This is a genomic window from Sciscionella sediminilitoris, from assembly GCF_000737195.2.
GTDB lineage: Bacteria > Actinomycetota > Actinomycetes > Mycobacteriales > Pseudonocardiaceae > Sciscionella > Sciscionella sediminilitoris.
On record NZ_JALM01000070.1, the window covers coordinates 1 to 21796 of the forward strand.

Here is a 21796-nt window from a genome sequence, read left to right on the forward strand (position 1 = left end):
GAACCACTCTCGCCGGATCTCCCGAACACCGCGCAAGCCTATTCCCGTGGCGAGGTCGGTGTCGAACACGTGGACCGGATCCGTCAGTTCGCCGCCGAGCTTCCGGCTGAGGTGTCGATCGGGGACGCCTGGCCGATCGCAGAGCAGGCACTCGCTGAGATCGCTGGTGAAGTCGGCCCGCGTGGGCTTGTCCGGCCGATCCGGGAACTACGAGCCCGCCTCGATCCGGACGGACAGGCACCGACTGACCATGAAGCTCTGCGTCCGGATCGGGAAATCTGGCTCCGGCACCACAACAACCAGTGGGAAATCCACGGTCGCCTGGACTACGAAACCGGACTCAAACTCCGCAGCGTCCTCGACACGCTCGGCAAACCCCGCAGCAGCGAAACCAACGGCGGAACACCCGATATCCGCACCCCAACAGAACGCGACGCCGACGCCCTCGCCGACATCGTTCAGTTGGCCGCGAACCCGGAAAACCTTCCCGAAAATGGGGGCGAACCGTTCACCACCATGGTCACCATGACCGAACAGAACCTGCGGGAAGGCATCGGGACCGCCACCACCATGGACGGCACCACCATCCCCGCCCAGCAACTCAGACGCATCGCCTGCGACGCCGGAATCATCCCCACCGTGCTCGGTAGCGCGGGTGAAGTACTCGACATGGGATGCCGAGACCGCACCGCACCACCCAAACTCCGCCGCCGACTCACCGCCAGAGACAACGGATGCGCCCACCCCGACTGCGATCACCAGCCCGCACTCACCCAAGCCCACCACACCCACCACCACACCAACGGCGGGCCCACCACCGAAACAACATGGTGCTCCTCTGCACCTACCACCACACCCTCATCCACCACACCAACTGGAAAGTCCAGATACAACACGGAAAACCTGAATCCACCCCACCCGAATACCGGCCGCTCATTCGTGCGGGAAGGAGTGGTGCTCGTGCGCGATGAACCAGCGCCCGCTTTCCTTACGCAGACCGAAAGTGAGTCGCAAGCGGTTGTCCGGGTTCGCGGCGAGCTCATCCGGGGTGCCGCAGCGCAATAGGGCGTGCGCGAAGGCCACCTCGATGCCCGCGGTGACCTCCAGCGCGACAAGCTCGAACTTCGCGCCACTCGCCTGCCAATCGAAGAACGGTGGCCAGATCCGTTGATATTTCTCGATTCCGCGCACCCCGTCGTAGGGCGGTGGCACATCGAACACGACGAGGTCCTCGGTGTGCCCGGCGAGCACGGTCGCCAGATCACCGCCGTGCACCGCGATGACCCAATGCCGGATCAGTTCGCGGATCTGCCGCTCGTCCTCGCTCATCGCGCTCCTCCGCACGCCTGAGCAACAGCGTACCCGGGCTCAGCGCACCGCGCGAACGGCGAGAACCACGGCTCCGCCCGCGAGGGTGACCAGCGCGGACAGCGCGAACAGCACCGGATAGCTGTGCACGGTGCCGAGCACGGCCGCGGCGATGACCGGGGCGACCACCTGAGGAAGGGAGTTGGCGATGTTGATCAGGCCGAGATCCTTGGCGCGGTCCGAGGCTGCGGGCAGGATCTGGGTGAGCACGGCCGGAGCCGCCGCCCAGTAGGTGCCGAAACCGACCCCGAGCAGCGGTGCGGCGGCAAGCGAAGCCGTCCAGCTCGGCGAACACACGAGCAGGATCGCGGCGACCGCCATGACCACGGCGGAACCGAGCACGAAGGGTTTGCGCCTGCCACTGCGATCCGAAGCCATTCCGCACACCACGGCACCGATCACCAGTGCGGCACCGTAGAGCGCCATCAGGATCAGCAGCCCGGTCTGCGGATCCCGGTAGTGCACGGCATCGGAGAGGAAGTACAGCAGATACAGGGTGCCGATCGCGTTGCCGAGGTTGATCAGGAAATGCATCACCCAGCCCCAGCCGAAATCCGGGTGCGCACGCGGGGAAATCCACATCCCGCGCAGCGTGGCGAACAGCGACTGGCTGGGCCGGAAGCGTTTCGGCAGCTGGTCGTCCGGTGTGCACAGGGTGAATGCGCACGCCCCCACGATCACGAGCAGCGCGCAGGCTCCGTAACCGGGCGCCAATCCGGTGACGAGCACGGTGACCACGAGCGCGCCCAGCACCGTGCCGAGCATCTGGCTGATCCCGGTGAGCCCGCCGAGCCTGCCCCGCTGTTCCCGGGGAACCCGGTCGGCGAGCGCCGCGGTGAGCGTGGCGAGCATGCCGTTCAACCCGGCCTGGACCAGGCACCAGCCAACGATCATCACCACGGTGTTCGGCGCGATCGCCAGCACCCCGAGCCCGGCGGCGCCCAACAGCGCACCGGCAAGCGTCCACGGGTGCCGCCGCCCCCAGCGCGTCGTGGTCCGATCGGAAAGAGTGCCGATCAGCGGGTTCGCCACCAGCGCCACGGCCGCGCCGATCCCCATCACCAGGGAAAGGGTGAGCGCCTTGCCGCTCGGATCGAGTGCCGCCGACTGTTCGGGCAGCAGCACCTGGATCGGCGCGTAAAAGGCCAGCCACAGACCGAGATTCGCCAGGAAAAGCAACCCGATCCAGCCCGCGCGTACCTCGCGGACCGGTTCGGCCAGCGCGGCGGGCAGTTGTTCGGTCCCGGTGCCGTTCGCCGCCGCGTTCATTCCCGGCCGCCGAGAAAACCCCGCAGCCAATGGTAGGAATCCTTCGGGGTGCGCCGCTGGCTCGCATAGTCCACGTGCACGAGACCGAACCGTGGCGCGTATCCCTTGGACCACTCGAAATTGTCCAGCAACGACCAGACGAGGTAGCCGCGCACATCCACACCGGCGTCCATCGCCTCGCGCAGCGCGCGCAGATGCGCGTCGAGGAAGGCGATCCGGTGCTCATCCGCGATCCGTCCGTCCGCATCGGGCTCATCCACCCCGCTGCACCCGTTCTCGGTGAGATACACCGGCGGAAGCGTTGGCCCGACCCGTTCGCGCAGCGCGACGAGGAACTCCCGCAGGCCGTCCGGGACGATCGGGGAATCGTTGTTGGTGCGCGGATAGCCCTCGATCGGCGGCAGGTCGAACGGCAGCGGGCTACCTGGCGAAGGCGCCGCTGCTCCCTGCGGTTCGTAGTAGTTGACCCCGTAGAAATCCAGCGGCGCCGCGATCACCGGCAGATCCTCGGCGTACCCCTCGGGCAGATAGGGCAACAGCTCCTCCGGATAGCTGCCGAGCAGCACCGGATCCGAGAACAACCGGTTGATCAGCGCGTCCAGCACCCCGGCCGCGGCATGATCGGCTGGGCTGTCCCCGAGTGCCCAGATCGGCGAATGGTTGTTCGCCGTACCGACCGCGCGCGCCCCGGCAGCACGCAGCGCCCCGACCGCGAGCCCGTGCGCCAGATGCTGGTGGCATGCGGCCGGAAGGGCACCGAAGAGCAAGGTCCTCCCCGGCGCGTACTCCCCCGTCGCATACCCGTACAGCGTCTCCACCATGGGTTCGTTGAGCGGGATCCACTTGCCGACCCGATCGGCGAGCCGTGCCCCCACGACCGCCGCGTACTCCGCGAACCGGTACGCCGTCTCCCGGTTCAGCCAACCGCCCGCGTCCTCCAGCGGTTGGGGTGTGTCCCAGTGGTAGAGCGTGCACACCGGTTCGATCCCGGCCGCGCACAACCGGTCGACCAGGCGGTCGTAGAAATCCAGACCCGCCGCGTTGACCGGCGCGGCCCCCTGCGGGCACACCCGCGGCCAGGCCACCGAGAACCGGTAGGCCCCTGCCCCGAGCCCGGAGAGCAGCTCCAGATCGCTCTCCCAGCGGTGATAGTGATCGCAGGCGATATCCGCGTTCGCCCCGTCTGCGATCTTGCCCGGCGTGGCGCAGAAGGTGTCCCACACCGAGGGCCCGCGCCCGTCCTCGCGCACCGCGCCCTCGATCTGGAAGGCCGAGGTCGACACGCCCCACAGGAAGTCCTGCGGGAAATCCGCGCGCCTCACGGGTGCCCCGTGAACTGGACGACCTGCTGATAGGTCGGGCGGTTCTGCCAGGTGATCTTGCCGTCGGTCACCCCGCCCATCGGGCGGTGGATGATCGAGTCGGCGCACCACTGCTGCCCGGCCTTGCAGTCCTCGTCGCCGGGATAGACCTCCTCCGGTGACTGGGCCGCCGCCTTGGCGAGCGTGTCGAGCAGCGTCTTCCGGCAACCGGCGAGATCCCCGGAACCGCAGTACTTCTGGGCGAGTGGACCGGAGACCGGTTCGCCGAGCACCGCGCGCAGATCCTTGTCCACATAGGACCACCAGCCGAACTGGAAGGCGGAACCCTTGTGCGGCTGGTCCTCATTGGCACCCGCCGAACCGTGTTTCTCCCCGGCCTGGCCGCCCGATGGGGACTCGTTGAGCTGTAAGGCACTGGTCATCGCGCTGAACAGTGGTGCGCCCATGCCGTCCTTGAACTCCGCTGTGGTCAGCAGCGGCCACCACGCGTCCATGATCCGGATCGCGTCCGCGTTCGCGTAAACCTGGCTGCTCTTCTTCGTCTCCACTCGTTTCGCACCGTCACGCTGCCACCGCCGCAGCTTCTCCACGGTCTCGCGCAGCGCGGGATCGGTCACCGGGGCGGAATCGATCACCTTCAGCAGCTTCGGCAGCACATCCTCGCCCCGCAGATCGGTCACCGAGGCATCCGCCATGGCCTTGACCAGATCCGCGCGGCTGATCGGGCGTCCGCCGTGCACCAGCGCCCGCACCCGGTCCTCGAGCAGGTTCGAGCGGTACACGCTGCCGTCCCCGAAGCCCGGCGAGGTGTACTCGGCGGCGGGCTTGTTGTTCCAGGAGATGTAGTAGTCCTGGTCGATCGATTGGGGATGCGAGGCGAACCCGGTGGTCTGCGAGGTGTTGGCCTCCGGATTCCAGCCGCGCCACTCATAGCGCTTCTCCGCCGTGATCGGCAGGTTCGGATCCACGGTGGACGGACGGTCCGGGTTGTCCCCGGAGTTGTAGTAGGCGGTGTGCTGATCGTTCGCATAGAACCAGTTGAAGGTGTAGTTCACCTTCGCGGCCGCGCGCTGGAAATCCTGTGGCGTGCGCATCTGTGCCGGATCGTTGAACTTCCCGAAACCGATGATCGAGTCCGCCTCGTGCAGATAGCTCGACCGCTGGCTGGCATAGGCCACCGGTTTACCGCCGATCGTGGCCCGGTGGGTGACCAGGCCGTACTTCGTCCGGTACATGACGAGCTTGTAGGAGCCCTCCGGGGTGGAATCGGCGATCGTGGGTTTCCAGGAATCCGCGCGCTCCAGGCGTTCCATCGGCACACAGCGATCACCGTCGAGGTAGTGATCGGATTCCTTGGTCACCGGGGAACCGTCGGGTTCGCACAACCGCATCGCGAAGGTGTCGGTGACATCCTGGGACGCGGAAGTGGCACTCCAGGAGTAGTTCTCGCCCCTGCCGAGCTCGACGTAGAAACTCACTCCGGCGAAGGCGGCGCCCCGGGAATGAATGCCCGGGCCGTCGAGTTCCTCCAGCATCAGCAGTTGCGGAGCGAAATATCCGGTCTGCGGCCCGAACACGGCGATCGGATGGCCGTCATCGGTGTGCTTGCCGTTCACCACGAGCGCATTGGACATCCCGTGTTTGGCGGAAAGCAGGTTCCCCGGCAGCACCCCCCGATCGAAGATGCCCTTGGCGGCGTTGCGGTCTCCGCTGCCCCGGGTCTCCGCCCGGGTCTTCGCGTCCGTGCTCGCCCGCTGTGCCGCGGCTTCCGGTTTCTCCACCGCCGAACCGGTCGGATCGTAGATCTCCTGCTGCGGTTGCACCGATCCCGGATCGGGCATCGCCACACCTTCGGGGTTCGCCGGGCTCGCACTGTACGGGAACTTCTGTCCATCGTGGACCGTCAGGTTCGCCTCCGGATCGTTCTCCTCCCGGAAGGAGCGCCACACCGCGTCACCGCGCTCGCGCCCGTAGCGCTGCTCGGCGGCCTGCTTCACCAGCGCGGAGGTCACTTCCCCGCCGCCACCACTGCCGAACAGCGCGCCGACCACGCTCGCGATGGCGACCAGATCGGTCGCCTTGAACGGTTTGATGGTCCCGGCGTTGGTGATCGGGTCGATGTGCCCGGTCAGGTCGTATTCCCCGGGGAAGTTCCGCTGCTTGTGCGCCTTCGCCGCGTAGGCGTTGATCCCGTCCAGGTAGGCGTTGATGTCCCCGAGCGCCCGCTTGCCGTCCGGCCCGCTGTTCGCGATCGTGTCGACCTGGCGTTGCAGGTCCTTCTCGGTGTACGGGGCCGCGGCCCAGAACGTCTGCTCGAGCTGGCGGTTCGCGGCCGCCCCTCCGGCGAAGCTGCTCAGTTCACCGCGCCCGACGTGGCGGAACAGGTCCATCAGCCACAACCGGTCCTGCCCCGCGGCGTACCCGGCGCCGTATTCGGTTCCCTCCCGCGTGGTCCCCTTGATGTGCGGGATGCCACGCGCCTTGTCCCTGGTGATCGTGACATCCGCGCGCGGCCGCTGCACGCTCGCCACCTTGTCCTGGGGCACCCCGAAGGAAGCGTCGTTGAAGTAGTTCTCGATGGTGGAGTTCGTCAGCCCCTGATAGTCGCCGGCCAGATTGCCGTATGCGGCGAGCTGATCATCGGTGTGCGCGGGCCGGGTACCGAACAGCTTGTTGCCGAGGATGTCGGCGAGCGTGGCGTTCCCGTTCTCTCCCGGCGGCAGAATGTCCGAGCACTGCCCGCCACAGTAGTCACCGGACTCCTTCGGCGCGGCGACCGCGGAACCGGAACCGAACGCGAGCGCGGTGACCGCCGTCAACGTCACGAATACCCGAGTGCATCGATGCATGCGTGCCTGCCCTTTTCAGCCGAGAACCCGGTCCAGATACGGATTGCCGAACCGCTTTTCCGGATCGACCTCCTTGCGTACCCGGAGGAAATCGTCGAATCGCGGATAGCGTGCCCGCAGTTGTTCGGCGTCCAGCTCGTGCATCTTCCCCCAGTGCGGCCGCCCGCCGACCGCACCGGCGATCGCGGCGAACGCGGCGAAGTACTCCCGATAAGGCATGCCGAGGAACTGGTGCACCGCGATGTACGCCGAGTCCCGGCCGTAGGCGGTGGAAAGCCAGATGTCGTCGGCCGCGGCGACCCGCACCTCGACCGGGAACGCCACCGGGGACTCGAGTTTCGGCACCAGCTCGCGCAGTTCGGTCAGCACCTCGCCCACCGATTCGCGCGGCACCGCGAACTCCGATTCCACGAACCGCACCGATCGCTTCGTCACGAAGACCTTGTGTGAGTAATCGCTGTATTCGCGCGGGGAAAGCAGCGCCGAGGACAACCGCCCGAACGGGGTGACCAGCCGCGGTATCGCGCGGCCCGCCCGGCACAGCGCGCCGAACGCGAAGTTCTCCGTGACCTCGTAGTCCACGAAGCTCTTGATCCGGCCGAGCGGTTCGGGACTGCTACCCCGCGGCAATCGGTTGTTGCGCTTGACAAGGGCATTGCGCCCATACGGGAACCAGTAGAACTCGAAGTGATCCTCGGCGAGCGCGGACTCGGCGAACCCGGCCAGCACCTCCTCGAGTGGTTCCGGCCGTTCCCGCGCGTGCAGCACGAAAGCCGGTTCACAGCGCAGGGTCACGGCGGTGAGTACCCCGAGCGCGCCGAGCCCGACCCGCGCCGCGGCGAACAGTTCCGGGTTCTCCTCGGCGGAGCAGCGCACCGGAGTTCCGTCCGCGAGCACCAGTTCGAGCCCGGCAACCTGGGTCGCCAGCCCGCCGAGCCGAGCCCCGGTTCCGTGGGTTCCGGTGGAGATCGCCCCGGCGATGGTCTGGGCGTCGATATCGCCGAGATTGGTCATCGCCAGCCCGAGCGCGTCGAGTTCCCGGTTCAGCGTACGCAGGGTGGTTCCCGCGCGGACGGTGACGATTCCGGTTTCCGGGTCCGCGGAGCTGATCCCGCTCAGCGCGCTCAGCTCGAGCGCGTGTTCCTCGGTGGCGGCGATCGCGGTGAAGGAATGTCCGCTGCCGCGGGCACGTACCCGGGCACCATCGGACGCGGCGGAGCCCACCGCGGCGGCGACCTCCTCGACGTCGCGCGGTGTGTGCACCCGTTTCGGGCTGACGGCAACGGTGCCCGCCCAATTGGTCCATCGGGTCATCTACCGCACAGTATATGAAACAATTTCACATTTCTAGCCCCATTTGCGTACGGTGACCCTATGACCCCTCACGACCTGGACCTGGCGACCGCGCAGCTCGACCCGCCGTTCGCCGCCGTGGACCTCGCGGCCTTCGAAGCCAATGCCGCCGACCTGGTCCGCCGCGCGAACGGGAAGCCGTTGCGCCTGGTCAGCAAGTCCGTGCGGTGCCGCGCCCTGCTCGAGCGGGTGCTCGCCGGGACCGGTTTCCACGGGCTGATGTGCTACTCGCTGCGTGAGGCCCTCTGGCACGCCGAACTCGGCACGAGCCAGGACATCGTGGTCGCCTATCCGAGTGTGGACCGCGGGGCGCTGCGCGAACTCGCCGCGCGCGAACCCGCCCGAGAATCGATCACCATCATGATCGATTCGCCCGCGCACCTCGACCTGATCGACGCCGCCCTCGGCCGGGATCATCCGCGCATCCGGGTCTGCCTGGAACTGGACGCTTCCTGGCGCCCGCTGCCCGCACTGTCCGGGCTGCACGTCGGCACCCGCCGCTCCCCGGTGTTCCGCCCGCGCCAGGCCGCCGAGCTGGCCGAGAACGTGTTGTCCCGCAAAGGGTTCAGCCTCGTCGGGTTGATGGCCTACGAGGGACAGATCGCCGGGCTGCAGGACCGGATCGGCACCCGGTTCCGCGATGGGCTGGTCACCTGGATGCAACGCCGTTCGGCCGCCGAACTCGCCGAGCGCCGCGCCGAGGCGGTGCGCGCGGTGCGCGCGCTCACCGAGCTCGAATTCGTCAATGGCGGCGGCAGCGGCAGCGTGGAGAGCACCGCGGCCGAACCCGCGGTCACCGAGATCGCCGCCGGATCCGCGCTGCTCGGACCCGCGCTCTTCGACGGATACTCCCGGTTCCGGCCACGGCAGGCCGCCCTGTTCGCACTGCCCGTGGTGCGCCGCCCGAACCGGCGGATCGCCACCCTGTTCGCGGGCGGCTACCACGCTTCCGGAGCGGCGGGCGCGTCCCGGCTCCCGGTTCCCGCGCTGCCCGGGGGCCTTTCGCTGAGCTCGGTCGAGGGAGCGGGCGAAGTGCAGACCCCGGTGACCGGGGCGGCCGCGCGCGGGTTGCGGCTCGGCGACCGGGTCTGGCTGCGGCACGCCAAGGCGGGCGAGCTCGCCGAACGGTTCACCGAATACCAGCTGATCCGCGGGGACCGGGTGGAGGAAGTGGTGCCGACCTATCGCGGCGAGGGCAAGGCTTTCGGTTAGGTACACGGGTTCTTTCAGCGGCGAAGCCGCTCGCACCACCCGGCGCTCGTCTGCTAACTGCCGAACTTGCCTGCGAGATAACCCTTCACGAGCGTCTTGGTCTCCGCGACGAGGCTCTCCTCGCCGGCGGGATCCCTGCGGAACGCCAGCTTCAGCAGCGCATCGGCGGCCTCGTTGGCCACGGTGAGGGTCAGCCGCAGTTCCTCGACCGGGACATCCACGTGTTCGGCGATGCGCTCGGTGAGCGCGTCCACGAGCACGGCGTTGTTGTCCCGGTTCTCGTCGAGCAGTTGCGGGTCGACCACATCCCCGAAGTGCACCCGCGCGAAGCCGGGGACCTCCCGGTGCATGTGCAGGTACACGTCGAGCACCGAGCCGACGACATCCCACCAGTGGGTGTGATCGACCGCGTCCAGTGCCTCGGCGGCCCGGGCCACGAACCAGTCCAGGTTGCGCTTGGTCAGCGCCTGCACCACGGCGCGCTTGTCCGGGAAGAACTGGTACAGCGATCCGACCGCGACCCCGGCCCGTTTGGCGATGGCGGTGGTGCTCAGCTGCTCGTAGCCGACCTCGCCGAGCAGATCGGCGCAGGCGTCGAGCATCCGGCCGACGCGTTCGGTGCTGCGCTGCTGGACGGGGCTGCGCCGCAGTGGACCCGCGCGCACGGTTCCGCCCTCCACTCCGAGCACCTTTCTGTTCGACCGGTCCCGATCCTACCCCGTCCGCCCGCCTGCGGGCTCGTCCAGGAGCCGCTGCAGCACCGCAGCCTCGGCGCGCAGCCGTTCGGCGTGTTCCTGCTGCGCGGCCTCGGTCAGGCCGGCCGCGGTGGCGAGCCGTTCCTCGGCCTCGGCGCGCACGATCTCGGCGATCCGGTCCTCGTCGAGTTCCCGCCGGGCCACCTCGGTCGCGCCGACCCCGACCGGTGCCTGTTCCAGGGCCATTCCCCGGGTCTCGGCGACCGGGACCGCTTCGGCGTTGTCCAGCGCGCCGAGCGTGGCGCGCAGCACGCTGACCGCGACCCGGTCGCGGGCACGCATCGCCTCGGGAAGGGCCTTCCGCATTCGGTCACGTAGGGACATGGCGGCGATCCTAGGGACCGCGCGGCGAGCCGGGCAATCGAATACGGCGGCCGATTCAGTGCCGCCGATTCAGTGCCGCAGCGCGCCGTCCTCGTAGACCGGTTCGCCGCCGATCACGGTCGCCCCGACGCCGATCCCGGCGAGCCGATCGGGCGCCACGGTGCACGGATCCGCGTCCAGCACCACGAAATCGGCGAGCTTTCCCCGTTCCAGGCTGCCCTTGTCCCGTTCGGTGTGCTCGGCATAGGCGGAACCGAGGGTGTAGGCCCGCAGCGCCTGTGCCACCTCGATCGCCTCGTCCGTGCCGAAGGCAACCCCACTGTCGGTGCGCCGGTTGACCATGTCGTGGATGCCGAGCAGCGGTGCCGCGGCGACCACGGGACTGTCCGAACTACCCGGGAGCACACTGCCCGCCTCGAGGAAAGACCGCAGCCGGTAGGCGCTCCCGGCCCGCCGCGCACCGAGTGCCTCGAGCATCCCGTCCCCCAGTTCCCCGATGAACCGGCCCTGCGGAACCGGGATCACACCGAGTTCGGCGATCCGGGCCACCTGCTCCGGTGAGGTCAGCCCGCAGTGCTCGATGCGATGGCGCGCGTCCGGCCGGGCCACGGTGCGCTGCGCCTCGGCATAGGCATCGAGCACCTCCTGCACGGCGGCGTCCCCGATCGCGTGGGTGGCGATCTGCCAGCCGAAGCGGTGCGCGCGCAGGATCAGCTCACGCAGCTCGATCGCGGGCTGTTGCAGGAATCCGCTGTTGCCGGGTTCTCCTTGATAGTGCTCGCACATCGCCGCGGTGCGCCCGATCAGCGAACCGTCGGAGAACACCTTCACCGGCCCCATCCGCACCCACTCGTCGCCGAATCCGCTGCGCAGCCCCAGATCCAGGCCGAACCACGGCTCGGTACCGGCGCCGCCCGGTTCGAAGGCGCCCGCCTCGTGCAGTGCCGCGGCGATCGGCATCAGGGTGGCGCGCTGGCGCAGTTTCCCGGTTCTGCTCGCCTCGGCGAACGCGGCGAGATCGGCCGCCCCGTTCCCGGCGAGCCCGCCGCCGCCGATACCCGGTTCGGCGAAGCTGGTGATCCCCTCGGCCGCGGCGACCTCGCTACCGAGCCGGATCGCCTCGACGAAGTCCGCGAAGGCTTGCGGACGCAGCAGCGCGTGCACGAGCTCCTGGGCCCGTTCGGCGAGCAACCCGTCCGGAATCCCTTGCGCGTCACGGGAAACCGAGCCACCGTCCACATCGGGCACTGCGGCGGGATCGGGGAAACCCATGCGCGCGAAGGCCGCGGAGTTCGCCACCCCCATGTGCCCCGAACAGTGCCCGAGCCATACCGGGTGGTCACCGGCGGCCGCGTCGAGCCGGGACCGCTCCGGATGCGCCCCGGTCTTGTTCTGGTCGTAGCCCGACCCGAGAATCCATTGCCCCGCAGGGGTTTCCGCGGCGCGGGCGGCCACCGCCGCGTAGATGTCGTCCACTGTGGACACCACGGCGGGGCGCAGGTCGAGCTGGCGCAGCCGCTGCCCGCGCATGCTCAGGTGCTGGTGCGCGTCGTTGAACCCGGGCACCACCGGCGCTCCCGCCAGATCGATCACCCGTTCGGCGCGAACCCCGTCCAGTTCCTCGTCCAGCCCGGCGATCCGCCCGTGCAGCACGCCGATCCGGTTCGCCCGCGGGCGGGCCGGATCGAGGGTGTGGAACCGCCCGTTGCGGAATATCGTCTCGAGCAGCACCTAACTCACCTCAGAACCCCGTATGGCCGTCGATGCGTTCGCGGATCAGGTCGGCGTGCCCGTCGTGGCGCGCGTACTCCGCGATCATGTGCGTGTAGATCCAGCGCAACGTGACCTCCCCGCCGAGGGCCGCGCACGGGATCCGGGCGTCCAGCTCCACGCCAGCGCAGTTGCGTTCGGCCACGGCGATCTCCTCGGTCCAGATCCGCCGCGCCTGCTCGAAGGTGCTGTCCTCGGTGAATTCGAAACCGCCGTCGCGTCCCTCCGGATCGGCTCGCTCGTCGTAGATCGGCGGGGCGTCCTCACCGGTGAGCACCCGGCGGAACCAGTTGCGCTCCACCTCGGCGAGATGGCGCACCAGACCGAGCAGGCTCAGCGCGGAGGGCTCGACGGCGGCGGTGCGCAGCTGCGCCTCGCTCAGGCCGGCGCATTTCTCGGCGAGGGTCGCCCGGTAGAAGTTCAGCCAGCCCGTGAGGGTGGCCCGTTCGTCCCCGACCGGTGGTGGCATCGTCCGCGTATCCGTGGTCATGTCCGGGATCCTGCCACCCACCTCCGACAGTCAGCGCACCGCGAGCGCGATGAGCTGGGTGACCTGAGTGTCGGCGAAGTTGTCGTCGCTGACCAGGATCAGGCTGCGCTCCCCGCTGGGCAGCTTCGGGCCCCAGGTCATCCCCTCCACGTTGTCCACCGTGGACAACGGGAACTCGGAGAGGTCGGCGAGCAGGTGCTTGCGCACCGGGACGAGGTGCCGGGCCGCGCCGAGCGAGGGCTCGTGCAGCACGTTCGTGGCCCCGGCCGTGTCGATCGCGAAGATCCGGATCTTGTTGCCCACCCCGGTGACGAAGGAACGCTCCATCACCAGGAACCGGCTCGGGTCGGCCGGATCCACCGCGAGCACCGAGGAGATCCCGGTGGTGGCGAACCCGGAGGAGGGTTTCGGCGCGGCGAACACCTTCTCCTCCGGATAGGCGAACTGCGCGAGCACCGGCCCGGAGCGCGACTGCAGGGTCAGCCTGGTCAGCGCGCCGTGCTCGGTGTTCGCCTCCGGGCCGTCCTGCAGTTCGGGTGCCTCGACCGAGGTGAGCACGAGCGAGCCGGATCCGGCGTAACTGATCCCCTCGATGCCGAGGTTCTGCCGTGGCCCGCGATCCGGGCGCATCCGCTCGTTGTCCGGGATGGGCAGGTCGCGCAGATAGTTCCCGGACCGGTCGGCCAGCCGCAGCGAGGGATCGATGCGGGTGTCCGCGGTGCGCTCCCCCTCCTGAGACCACACGTAGTTCCCGGTCCACGGATCGACGCGCAGTTCCTCGGGGTCGATGGTCTGCTCGTTCTGCGGCAGGTTCGGATCGTTGTCCTCGAGTGCGGGATAGGTCTTGCCGTCCGGGCGGCGCAGCGGCGCGGTTCCGGTGAACTCGACCGGGCCGATCCCGCGCTCGGTCACCGGGAACCGCGCGGTGTAGAACCGGGCGGGTTGTTTCTCCGAACGGTCATCGCAGATCATCGCGTACCCGCCGGTGCGCGGGTCGTAGTCGATGCTGGAGAGCCCGCCGACCGTGGTCCCCCGGAATGTCAGTCCGTTCGGCACGATCCGCTCCCCGAGCAGGCGCACCCCTGGCGCGGCGCTCGCGGCCGGTGCGACCAGGAGGGTGCCGAGGAGACCACCGAGCAGACCGAGGGTGAGCGCGCGCCGAGCCATACCGAGTATCCGACCACGCTCGCCCGCGGATTACCACCGCTAACCGAGGACGAAATCCTGACGGCGCGGCGAACCCTCGCTGACCACGGTGCGCCGGACCATGGGCGCCTTGCCCGGGGCGGAGGCGACCAGGTCCACGAAGTCCTCGGGCAGCCCGGTGACCGCATAGCGCCCGTCGTGGTCGGTCGTGGTGCGCACCAGCTGGCGGCCGCGGTGGTTGAGCACGGTGACCGCCGCCCCGGGAACCGGATTCCCGTCGTGTGCCTGCACCGTGCCCACCATCATCGGCTCGGGCCCGGAGAAACCACGCGCACCCGCGGGGATCGCGGTCGGCTCGGGCATCTCGATGATCGGGTCCTCGATCGGTGGTTCGGCCGCACCGTCCGGCTCCACCGCCTTGGCCTTGTGCCGCTGCCACAGCGCGTGCCCGCCGATCAGCGCGGCGCCGAGCAGCACCCAGGCGCCGAGCACCAGCATCGGCCGCGTCATGCCGACCCCGTCGAAGTAGAACAGCCCGCGCATCGCCTCGATCGCGTTCCCCATCGGCATGAAGGGATGCAGCGCGCGGAAGAAACCGGGCACCATCTGGATCGGGATGGCCCCGCCGCTGGAGGGCATGCTCAACAGGATGAACAGCCCCATGGCGACCCCGGGGAAGAACTGTTTCGCGAACGGGACCAGTCCGAAGGCGGTGAGCGCGATCCCCTCGACGAGCAGGAAGGCGATGCCGATCGCGGCGGGATCGTTCGGCACCACATCCATGGCGAGCCCGACGTAGAAGGCGACGATGCTGGCGAACACACCCCAGCCGAGCAGCACGAGCACCTTCGCCCGCCTGCTCAGGCTCACCGCCCGCTGCAGCATCATCACCACGATGTAGCCGGGGATGTTCCACACCAGGATCAGGTAGAACAGCCCGGTTCCCATGGTGTCCCCCGGCGCGGTGGGCGCGAGGTCGGTGGTGGCCAGCGGGTGCCCGGCGGCGAACGGGGTGAACGCCTTGGTCAGCACCGATTCGAGCATGTACCCGTTGGCCTTGGTCAGGTACAGCATCGGATGCGCGGAGTCGGGCACGAAGGCGGCGATCACGTCCCGGTCCAGCACCTGTTCACGCGCCGCGTTGCCATCGGCGACCTGCTCGATGTCGAAGGCTCCCGGCATGGCGTGTTCGAGGGCCTGACTGACCTGGACCGCGGCCGGTCCGGCGACCGCGACGGGCACCTGGTGCGGGCTCGGCGAGTGGAACGGCAGCAGGTAGCACACCAGGAACCCGGTCATGAAGAACAGCGGGAACCACAGATGCTCGGCGAGCGTGCGCACCAGGGATGTCTTCGGTGTCTCGGTCTCGGTCTGCTCGTCTGTTTGGTCCGCCATGTCCACCACCCTAACTCTTTTTGCATTCATGCAACTTTGCAGGGGTGTAAAATTATTCCCGTGGCAAACGAGGCGATGACGAACGAGGCGGCGCCGAAGCAGGCCGGGCTCCGGGAGCGCAAGAAGGAGGCCACCCGGGAAACGCTGCGCCGCACCGCGATCCGCCTGTTCCGCGAGCGCGGACCGGAGCACGTCACCATCGAGGACATCTGCGCCGAGGCGGGCGTCTCCCCGCGCACCTTCTTCAACTACTTCACCACCAAGGAGCAGACGGTCGCCGCGCTCGACATCCCCCCGGAGACCCTGCGCGCCAGGATCGTGGCCCGCCCGGCGGACGAGGACCCGGTCACCGCACTGCACGCGGTGTTCACCGAACAGCTCGCCGCCTTCGCCGAGAGTCCCACCTGGCGCGAGCGGGCGCTGCTGCTGCGCGAACACCCCGAGCTGATCGCCAAGTTCGCCAGCGCGAGCCAGGCCATGGAGTTCGCCGTGATCAACGCGATCGCCGAGCGGATCGGACACGGACAACGGGACCTGTACACGCGCACCGTCGGCGGCGCCGTGCTCAGCGCCTACCGGGCCGCGGTCGGCAGTTGGCACCCCGATGGCGAGGTCACGGCCCCGACCGCCCTGTTCGAGGAAGCGATCGCGCTTCTGCAGCGCGGACTACCGTAAACTTCCCTATAATTCCCTTGATAGGGATTGTTACGGTAGTTTCATGATTTACCGTAGCGCAGCCGGGGAACGGCTGATCCAGGAGCAGTACCGCCGCACGCTGGCGCGCTGGCCGGTCGAACACGAACAGCTGCGCCTGCCCACCCCCGAGGGCGAGACCTTCGTGATCGCCTCCGGGCCCGCCGAGGCGCCGCCGCTGGTCCTGCTGCACGGTTCCGGGAGCGACTCGACGCAGTGGTCGGACCGGATCCCGGAGTTCGCCGCGCGGTTCCGCAGCTACGCCGTCGACATCCTCGGTGAACCGGGCGGCAGCGCGCCGAACCGGCCACCATCGGACTCGGACCGGTATGCGGTCTGGCTGGACGCGGTCCTCGACGAGCTCGGGGTGCGCGACGCCCGGTTCATGGGTATCTCGCTCGGCGGCTGGATGGCGCTCGACTACGCCACCCGCCGACCGGACCGGGTCACCCGGCTCGCCCTGTGCTGCCCGATCGGGATCGGGGGCCAGCGCACGGCACACCTGGCCAAGGCTCTGCTGCTGAACCTGTTCGGCGAGCGGGGCAAACGCGCCTCGATGCGCGGACTGCTCGGCCCGGCGCTGGACGAGCTGGACCCGGCAGAACGCGAGGCGCTGTTCGAGCGGGTGCGGCTGGTCACCGAGAACTACCGGTACCGCGTCCCGCCGCCAGTGTTCGGGGACGACACCCTGCGCGGGCTGCGCATGCCGGTCGGGGTCATCGCCGGGACCGAGGACGCCATGGTGGACTCCGCGGCGACCAAGCGACGGCTCGAGGCCTTGGTGCCGCACGCGCGGGTGCGGTTACTGCCCAGCGTCGGTCATTTCGTGCCCGCCCAGCTCGCCGAGGAACTGGCGTTCCTGGGCGGCTGATCCTCCTCGCCCTCGGCCTCCTCGATCCCGAGCGAGCCGACCGGCCTGCGGAATCCCCTGGTGAGCACGGCAAGGTAGACCACGCCGATGCCGCACCAGACGAGCCCGGCGATGAGCGCGTCGGCGTGCAGGAAGTACCAGAGGATCCCGGTGAGCGCGGCCCCGATCAGCGGCAGCACCAGATAGCGGAGCAGATCCGGGGCCGTCTTGTACCGGCGCTGGCGCACCACGTAGTGCGCGATCACCGACAGGTTGACGAAGGTGAACGCGATCAGCGCGCCGAAGTTGATCATCGAGGAGACCAGCTCCAGGCTCGGCCCGATCGCGAGCAGCGAGACCGCCCCGGTGAGCAGCACGGGGAACAGCGGGGTGCGGAACTTCGGATGGATGTAGCCGAACAGCCGCTTCGGGGCGAGCACCCCGTTGCGCCCCATCACGTGCAGCAGCCGGGACACGCTGGCGTGCGAGGCGAGCCCGGAGGCGGCGGTCGCGGCGAAGGCGCAGGCGATGAACAGGATCTGGAACACCTTGCCGCCGACCAGCAGGCCGATCTCGGGCAGCGTGTCATCGGAGTTCGCGAAGTGTGTGCCGTTCGGGAAGGCCAACTGGGTGAACCAGGCGCCGAGGAAGAAGATCACGCCCCCGATCAGCACGGTCAGCAGGATCGCCCGCGGCATGACCCGCTGGTCCTTGGCCTCCTCGCTGTACATGGTCACCGCGTCGAAGCCGATGAAGGAGAACGCGACCACGGTGGTCCCGGCGAGCACCGCGGGCGTGGTCACCCCCTGATGCCACAGCGGCTGGGCGGACACCAGGGTGCCCTCGCCCATCCCGGCGAGCAGCTCCTTCGCGGTGAGCACCAGGAAGACCACGATCAGCACCGAGGCGAAGACCACGAGCACGGTGTTCAGCCGCGAGGTGGACCGCATGCTCCACACGTTCACCCCGGTGACGCAGCCGACGTAGGCGAGCACCCAGATCCAGGAGGGCACCGAGGGGAACAGGGAGACCAGGTAGATCCGGATCAGTACCGCGTTGACCAGCGGCAGCAGCAGATAGTCCAGCAGCGCCGACCAGCCGACGAGGAAGCCGAGCGCCGGATGCATGGTCTGGCGCGTGTAGGTGTACGCCGATCCGGCGCTGGAGAAGACCCGGACCATCTTGCCGTAGCTCAGCGCGGTGAACAGCATGACGACCAGGGCGACCAGGTAGGCGGTCGGCACCACCCCGAAGGTGTCCCCGGAGACGATGCCGAAGGTGTCGAACACCGTCGTCGGGGTCATGTATCCGAGCCCGAGTGCGACGATCGCCCACAGTCCCAGTGAGCGTTTCAGGGTGCTCCGCTGCGCCATGCGTCCGCCTATCCCTCCTTGGCAGGCTTCCCGATAACGGGAACCAATAAAGCCGAAGGGGAAAGCTCACGTCAATAGTTCGGGCCACTATTTTCGTTGCCAACATGTTTCTCGACCACGAAATCAGGTGGCGAGCACTGAGAGTGGTGCGATATAAGTAGAAGCGCTACGGTCAGTTGTGGTCGCTGGCCGCCGGTTCGGGAAGCGGGCTGGACCGGTAGGCGCGCGCCCAGGCGACCGTGATCACCAGCGCGATCGCGGCGCTGACCACTCCGGCGATCGCGATCGAGGTCCCCGTCACGACCACCCCGGCCACCAGTCCGGCGAGCATGGGGCCGAGGCCGTTCGCGGTCTGCAGGATCGCCGTATTCACCCCGATGACCCGCGCGCGGTCCTGCTCCGGGGACAGCTGGGCGATCAGCGCGACCGCGTACATGGTGTAGATGGAGGACAGCGCACCCGCGATCGCGAACAGCACCACCGAGACCCACAGGCCGAGCGGGAGGAACACCGGGATCAGCGCGACCGAGGCCCCGACCGCGGCGGGACCGAGCAGCTGCGGATGTTTCGACTCGGGCACCAGCCTGCCGAACACGAACGCGCCGAGCGCGGCCCCGAGCGGCGCGGCCGCCTGGATCAGCGCCACCGCCCAGGTGCCTTCGCGCAGCTGTTCCACGAAGGGCGCGGCCATCCCCTCCGGGACGATGTGGAACAGGTTCAGCGCGAGCACCGCAGCGAGCACGAGCAGCCGTTTGTCCCGGGCCATCGCGGTGAATCCCCTGGTCAGGCCGCGGCCACTGAGGGCGCGCTCGCCCTCGCGCGGCCGGGCCGGGCGCGGGGTGGTCGCCAGCACCAGGAACGCGGCGACCACGAAGGTGCCCGCGTCGAACAGCAGCCCGCCGACCGGGGTCAGGAAGAAAACCATGGTGCCGCCGACCGCGAACCCGGCGAGCTGGGCGATCTGGCTGGACACCGTGCGCAGCGACATGCCGAGGATGTACTGCCGCCCGGCGAGCAGATCCGGGATGAGCGCCTGCTCGGCGGCTTTGAACGGGCCCAGGAACATCGAGGAACCCGCCACCAGCACGCACAGCAGCCACAGCGGCATCCCGGGCACGACCACCAGGCCGACCAGTATCGCGCGCGCCAGATTGCACACGAACATGACGGTGCGCCGCGGGTAGTGATCGGCGAACCCGGCCAGGAACAGGCTGCCGAGCAGGGTGGGCAGGAAGGTCAGCCCGTAGGTGAGTCCGGTGATCGCGGCCGAGTCCGTCCGGGCGAAGACCAGTACGGAGAGTGCGACTCTGGTCAGCTGGTCTCCACCGACCGAGAGGACCTCGGCGATCCACAGATACCGGAAGTCGCGCACGGCGAGTACCCCGAGGTAGCTCTCCCCTCGCCCCTGTTGGCCCACACCTGCTCCTTCGGGTGATTGACGCGCAGTATCGGGCACACCATAGGACAGTCACGATCGGCCGGTGGCCGCCCACGGGAAAATTGGGCTAGACAGAGCAATCAGTCGCTGCCGTAGAGTGCCGGATGTGTCCATGAAGGTCGATGCCACGAACACCGAACAGCTGCGCTCCTGGGACGGCGAGGGCGGTGATTACTGGGTCGCGAACGCGGACCGGCTCGACGCCGGAGTCGCCGGATACCACGGTCAGCTGCTGGATCGCGCGGACATCGGGCCGGACTCCGCGGTGCTGGACATCGGCTGCGGCAGCGGGCAGACCAGCAGGGACGCCGCCCGGCGCGCACCAGGGGGCACCGTGCTCGGGGTCGACCTCTCGGCCCGCATGCTCGACCGGGCCCGCACCCTCGCCGAGCAGGAGGGCCTGACAAACGTCACCTTCGAACAGCGCGACGCCCAGGTGCACGAGCTCGGCGAGCAGCGCTTCGACCGGGCACTGAGCCGCAACGGGGCGATGTTCTTCGGCGAGCCGCGCACCGCGTTCGGCAACATCGCCGGGTCCCTGCGCCCCGGCGGCACGCTCACGCTGCTGAGCTGGCAGCCCTTCGAGCGCAACGAGTGGCTGCACGCGCTGTGGTCCGCGCTCGACATGGGCCGTGACCTCGCCCCGCCACCGGCGAACGCGCCCGGTCCCTTCGGGCTGAGCGAGCCGGACCGGATCCGCGCGGTGCTCGAGCCCGCCGGGTTCACCGAGGTGCGGATCACGCCGGTCAGCGAGCCCATGTACTACGGCAAGGATGTGGAGGACGCGTTCTCCTTCGTCGTGGAGCAGCGCGCCGGGCTGCTCGAGGGGCTGGACGAACGGGCCAGGACGACCGCGCTCGACCGGTTGCGCGCCGACCTGGCCGCGCACCTGAGCGCGGACGGCGTCCACTACGGCTCGGCCGCCTGGTTCACCGAAGCGCGCCGCGGCTGAGAGTTCTGCGGCCGAGAGTTCTGGAGTACCGGTGTCCACCACGGCAACCGACCGCCGCGTGATCACCCTGTTGGCGATCACCACCGGCGTGGTCATCGCCAACGTCTATTACGCCCAGCCGCTTGCGGACGCGCTCGCGCAGGCCATGCGGGTGCCGACGGGTTCGGTCGGGGTGGTGCTCACCCTGATCCAGCTCGGCTACGCGGTCGGGCTCGCCACCCTGGTCCCGCTCGGTGACCTCGTGGAACGCCGCAGGCTGCTGGCCATCCTGCTCACGATCTGCGTACTCGGGCTCGCGGGAATGGCGCTGGCTCCCGGGCTCGCCGTACTCGAAGCAGCGGCCGTGCTCGTCGGGGCAACCTCGGTCGTCGCCCAGATCATCGTGCCGTTCGCCGCGCACCTCGCCGCACCGCACGAGCAGGGCCGGGTGGTGAGCACCGTGATGAGCGGCCTGCTGCTGGGTATCCTCGCCTCGCGCACCGTCGCCGGGCTGCTCGCCGAACTGGCCGGCTGGCGCGCGGTGTTCGCGCTCGGCGCCGCGGCCACCGCGCTGGTCGGCTTCCTGGCCTGCCGACGGCTGCCCAGGATCGAGCCGAGCACCACGCTGAGCTATCCCCGGCTGCTGGCCTCCGTGCTCGAACTGGTGCGCACCGAACCCGTGCTGCGGCTGCGTATGCTGTTCGGCGCGCTGGCCTTCGCCGCATTCAGTACTTTCTGGGCGAGCATGGGGTTCCTGCTCGCTCGCCCGCCGTACTCCTGGAGCGAGGCCGCGATCGGGGCCTTCGCCCTTGTCGGGATCGCGGGCGCGGTCATGGCCAGGGTCGCGGGTTCGCTCGCGGACCGCGGGCATGCCTGGCGCACGACCGGTGCCGCCTTCCTGATCATCGCCGTGTCCTTTCTGCTGATGGGTTCCGGCGGGCACAACGTGCTCGCGCTCGTGCTCGGCGTGGTGCTGCTGGATCTGGGCTGCCAGGGCGCGCACATCAGCAACCAGGGCGTCATCTACCGGCTGCGGCCCGGCGCACACAGCAGGATCACCACCGCCTACATGACCGTCTACTTCATCGCGGGCGCGCTCGGCAGCGGGCTGTCCTCGGTGCTGGTGTACCCGCGGTTCGGCTGGACCGGGGTCTGCGCGCTTGGCGGCGCCTTCGCGGTGTTCGCCCTGATCGTCTGGGGCGCGGCGACAATTATGTCGGGAACAAAACGAATTCCACGATAAGGGAACACATTGCCG

At 69.0% G+C, this 21796-nt stretch carries 18 protein-coding genes and 1 pseudogene; 6 read left to right on the plus strand and 13 right to left on the minus strand.

Annotated features, from left to right (window positions below; translation table 11 throughout):
• Positions 1–669: pseudogene (locus AD72_RS35935) on the plus strand (DUF222 domain-containing protein); the annotation flags it as partial.
• 264 nt (positions 670–933) lie between these two features.
• Here AD72_RS35935 and AD72_RS24600 read toward each other — a convergent pair.
• Genes AD72_RS24600 through AD72_RS24620 form a run of 5 tightly spaced genes read right to left on the minus strand, consistent with a single transcriptional unit; the run spans position 934 to position 8122 of the window.
• Positions 934–1329, minus strand: a complete 396-nt coding sequence (locus AD72_RS24600) for a YybH family protein (RefSeq protein ID WP_031468942.1) — start codon at positions 1327–1329, stop codon at positions 934–936.
• Between the two features lie 39 nt (positions 1330–1368).
• Complete coding sequence (locus AD72_RS24605; RefSeq protein WP_031468943.1) at positions 1369–2637, minus strand: MFS transporter; 1269 nt, start codon at positions 2635–2637, stop codon at positions 1369–1371.
• Positions 2634–3959, minus strand: coding sequence for a GH1 family beta-glucosidase (locus AD72_RS24610; RefSeq protein WP_031468944.1), 1326 nt, complete (start codon positions 3957–3959; stop codon positions 2634–2636). Before AD72_RS24610 ends, AD72_RS24605 begins: the two co-directional genes overlap by 4 nt.
• Positions 3956–6808: a penicillin acylase family protein gene (locus AD72_RS24615; RefSeq protein ID WP_031468945.1), complete on the minus strand. Its 2853-nt coding sequence runs from the start codon at positions 6806–6808 to the stop codon at positions 3956–3958. The genes AD72_RS24610 and AD72_RS24615 overlap by 4 nt, the downstream gene beginning before the upstream one ends.
• Positions 6809–6823: 15 nt before the next feature.
• Positions 6824–8122, minus strand: coding sequence for a D-arabinono-1,4-lactone oxidase (locus tag AD72_RS24620; RefSeq protein WP_031468946.1), 1299 nt, complete (start codon positions 8120–8122; stop codon positions 6824–6826).
• A gap of 60 nt (positions 8123–8182) precedes the next feature.
• Between AD72_RS24620 and AD72_RS24625 the strand changes: the two genes are divergently transcribed.
• Complete coding sequence (locus tag AD72_RS24625; RefSeq protein WP_031468947.1) at positions 8183–9373, plus strand: amino acid deaminase/aldolase; 1191 nt, start codon at positions 8183–8185, stop codon at positions 9371–9373.
• Positions 9374–9426: 53 nt separating this feature from the next.
• Here the strand turns inward: AD72_RS24625 and AD72_RS24630 are convergent, their stop codons facing one another.
• The 6 genes from AD72_RS24630 to AD72_RS24655 form a co-directional block, all read right to left on the minus strand.
• Positions 9427–10053 (minus strand): TetR/AcrR family transcriptional regulator, encoded by a 627-nt coding sequence (locus tag AD72_RS24630; RefSeq protein WP_031468948.1) that lies wholly within the window; start codon positions 10051–10053, stop codon positions 9427–9429.
• 33 nt (positions 10054–10086) lie between these two features.
• Positions 10087–10452, minus strand: a complete 366-nt coding sequence (locus tag AD72_RS24635) for a GatB/YqeY domain-containing protein (protein WP_231644954.1) — start codon at positions 10450–10452, stop codon at positions 10087–10089.
• 69 nt (positions 10453–10521) lie between these two features.
• On the minus strand, positions 10522–12183 hold the full coding sequence (locus AD72_RS24640; protein ID WP_031468950.1) for an amidohydrolase: 1662 nt from the start codon (positions 12181–12183) through the stop codon (positions 10522–10524).
• A gap of 10 nt (positions 12184–12193) precedes the next feature.
• Positions 12194–12712: a DinB family protein gene (locus tag AD72_RS24645; protein ID WP_031468951.1), complete on the minus strand. Its 519-nt coding sequence runs from the start codon at positions 12710–12712 to the stop codon at positions 12194–12196.
• 30 nt (positions 12713–12742) lie between these two features.
• Positions 12743–13879: an esterase-like activity of phytase family protein gene (locus AD72_RS24650; protein WP_031468952.1), complete on the minus strand. Its 1137-nt coding sequence runs from the start codon at positions 13877–13879 to the stop codon at positions 12743–12745.
• Between the two features lie 39 nt (positions 13880–13918).
• Positions 13919–15253: a carboxypeptidase regulatory-like domain-containing protein gene (locus AD72_RS24655; RefSeq protein ID WP_031468953.1), complete on the minus strand. Its 1335-nt coding sequence runs from the start codon at positions 15251–15253 to the stop codon at positions 13919–13921.
• A gap of 60 nt (positions 15254–15313) precedes the next feature.
• Here AD72_RS24655 and AD72_RS24660 point away from each other — a divergent pair, with 60 nt between their 5' ends.
• Together AD72_RS24660 and AD72_RS24665 are read left to right on the plus strand one after the other, a co-directional pair.
• On the plus strand, positions 15314–15928 hold the full coding sequence (locus tag AD72_RS24660; protein ID WP_231644955.1) for a TetR/AcrR family transcriptional regulator: 615 nt from the start codon (positions 15314–15316) through the stop codon (positions 15926–15928).
• 43 nt (positions 15929–15971) lie between these two features.
• On the plus strand, positions 15972–16817 hold the full coding sequence (locus AD72_RS24665; protein WP_031468955.1) for an alpha/beta fold hydrolase: 846 nt from the start codon (positions 15972–15974) through the stop codon (positions 16815–16817).
• Here AD72_RS24665 and AD72_RS24670 read toward each other — a convergent pair.
• Entirely contained in the window at positions 16766–18169 is a 1404-nt protein-coding gene (locus AD72_RS24670; protein WP_051898971.1) for an APC family permease, read from the minus strand. The genes AD72_RS24665 and AD72_RS24670 overlap by 52 nt on opposite strands.
• A gap of 172 nt (positions 18170–18341) precedes the next feature.
• Positions 18342–19586 (minus strand): MFS transporter, encoded by a 1245-nt coding sequence (locus AD72_RS24675; protein WP_031468957.1) that lies wholly within the window; start codon positions 19584–19586, stop codon positions 18342–18344.
• A gap of 133 nt (positions 19587–19719) precedes the next feature.
• On the opposite strand from AD72_RS24675, the gene AD72_RS24680 reads away from it, so the two are divergent.
• The gene (locus tag AD72_RS24680) at positions 19720–20559 is read left to right on the plus strand and encodes a methyltransferase domain-containing protein (protein WP_031468958.1); all 840 of its coding nucleotides are present in this window, start codon (positions 19720–19722) and stop codon (positions 20557–20559) included.
• Between the two features lie 31 nt (positions 20560–20590).
• Complete coding sequence (locus tag AD72_RS24685; protein ID WP_051898972.1) at positions 20591–21781, plus strand: MFS transporter; 1191 nt, start codon at positions 20591–20593, stop codon at positions 21779–21781.
• The last annotated feature ends 15 nt before the right edge of the window (positions 21782–21796 follow it).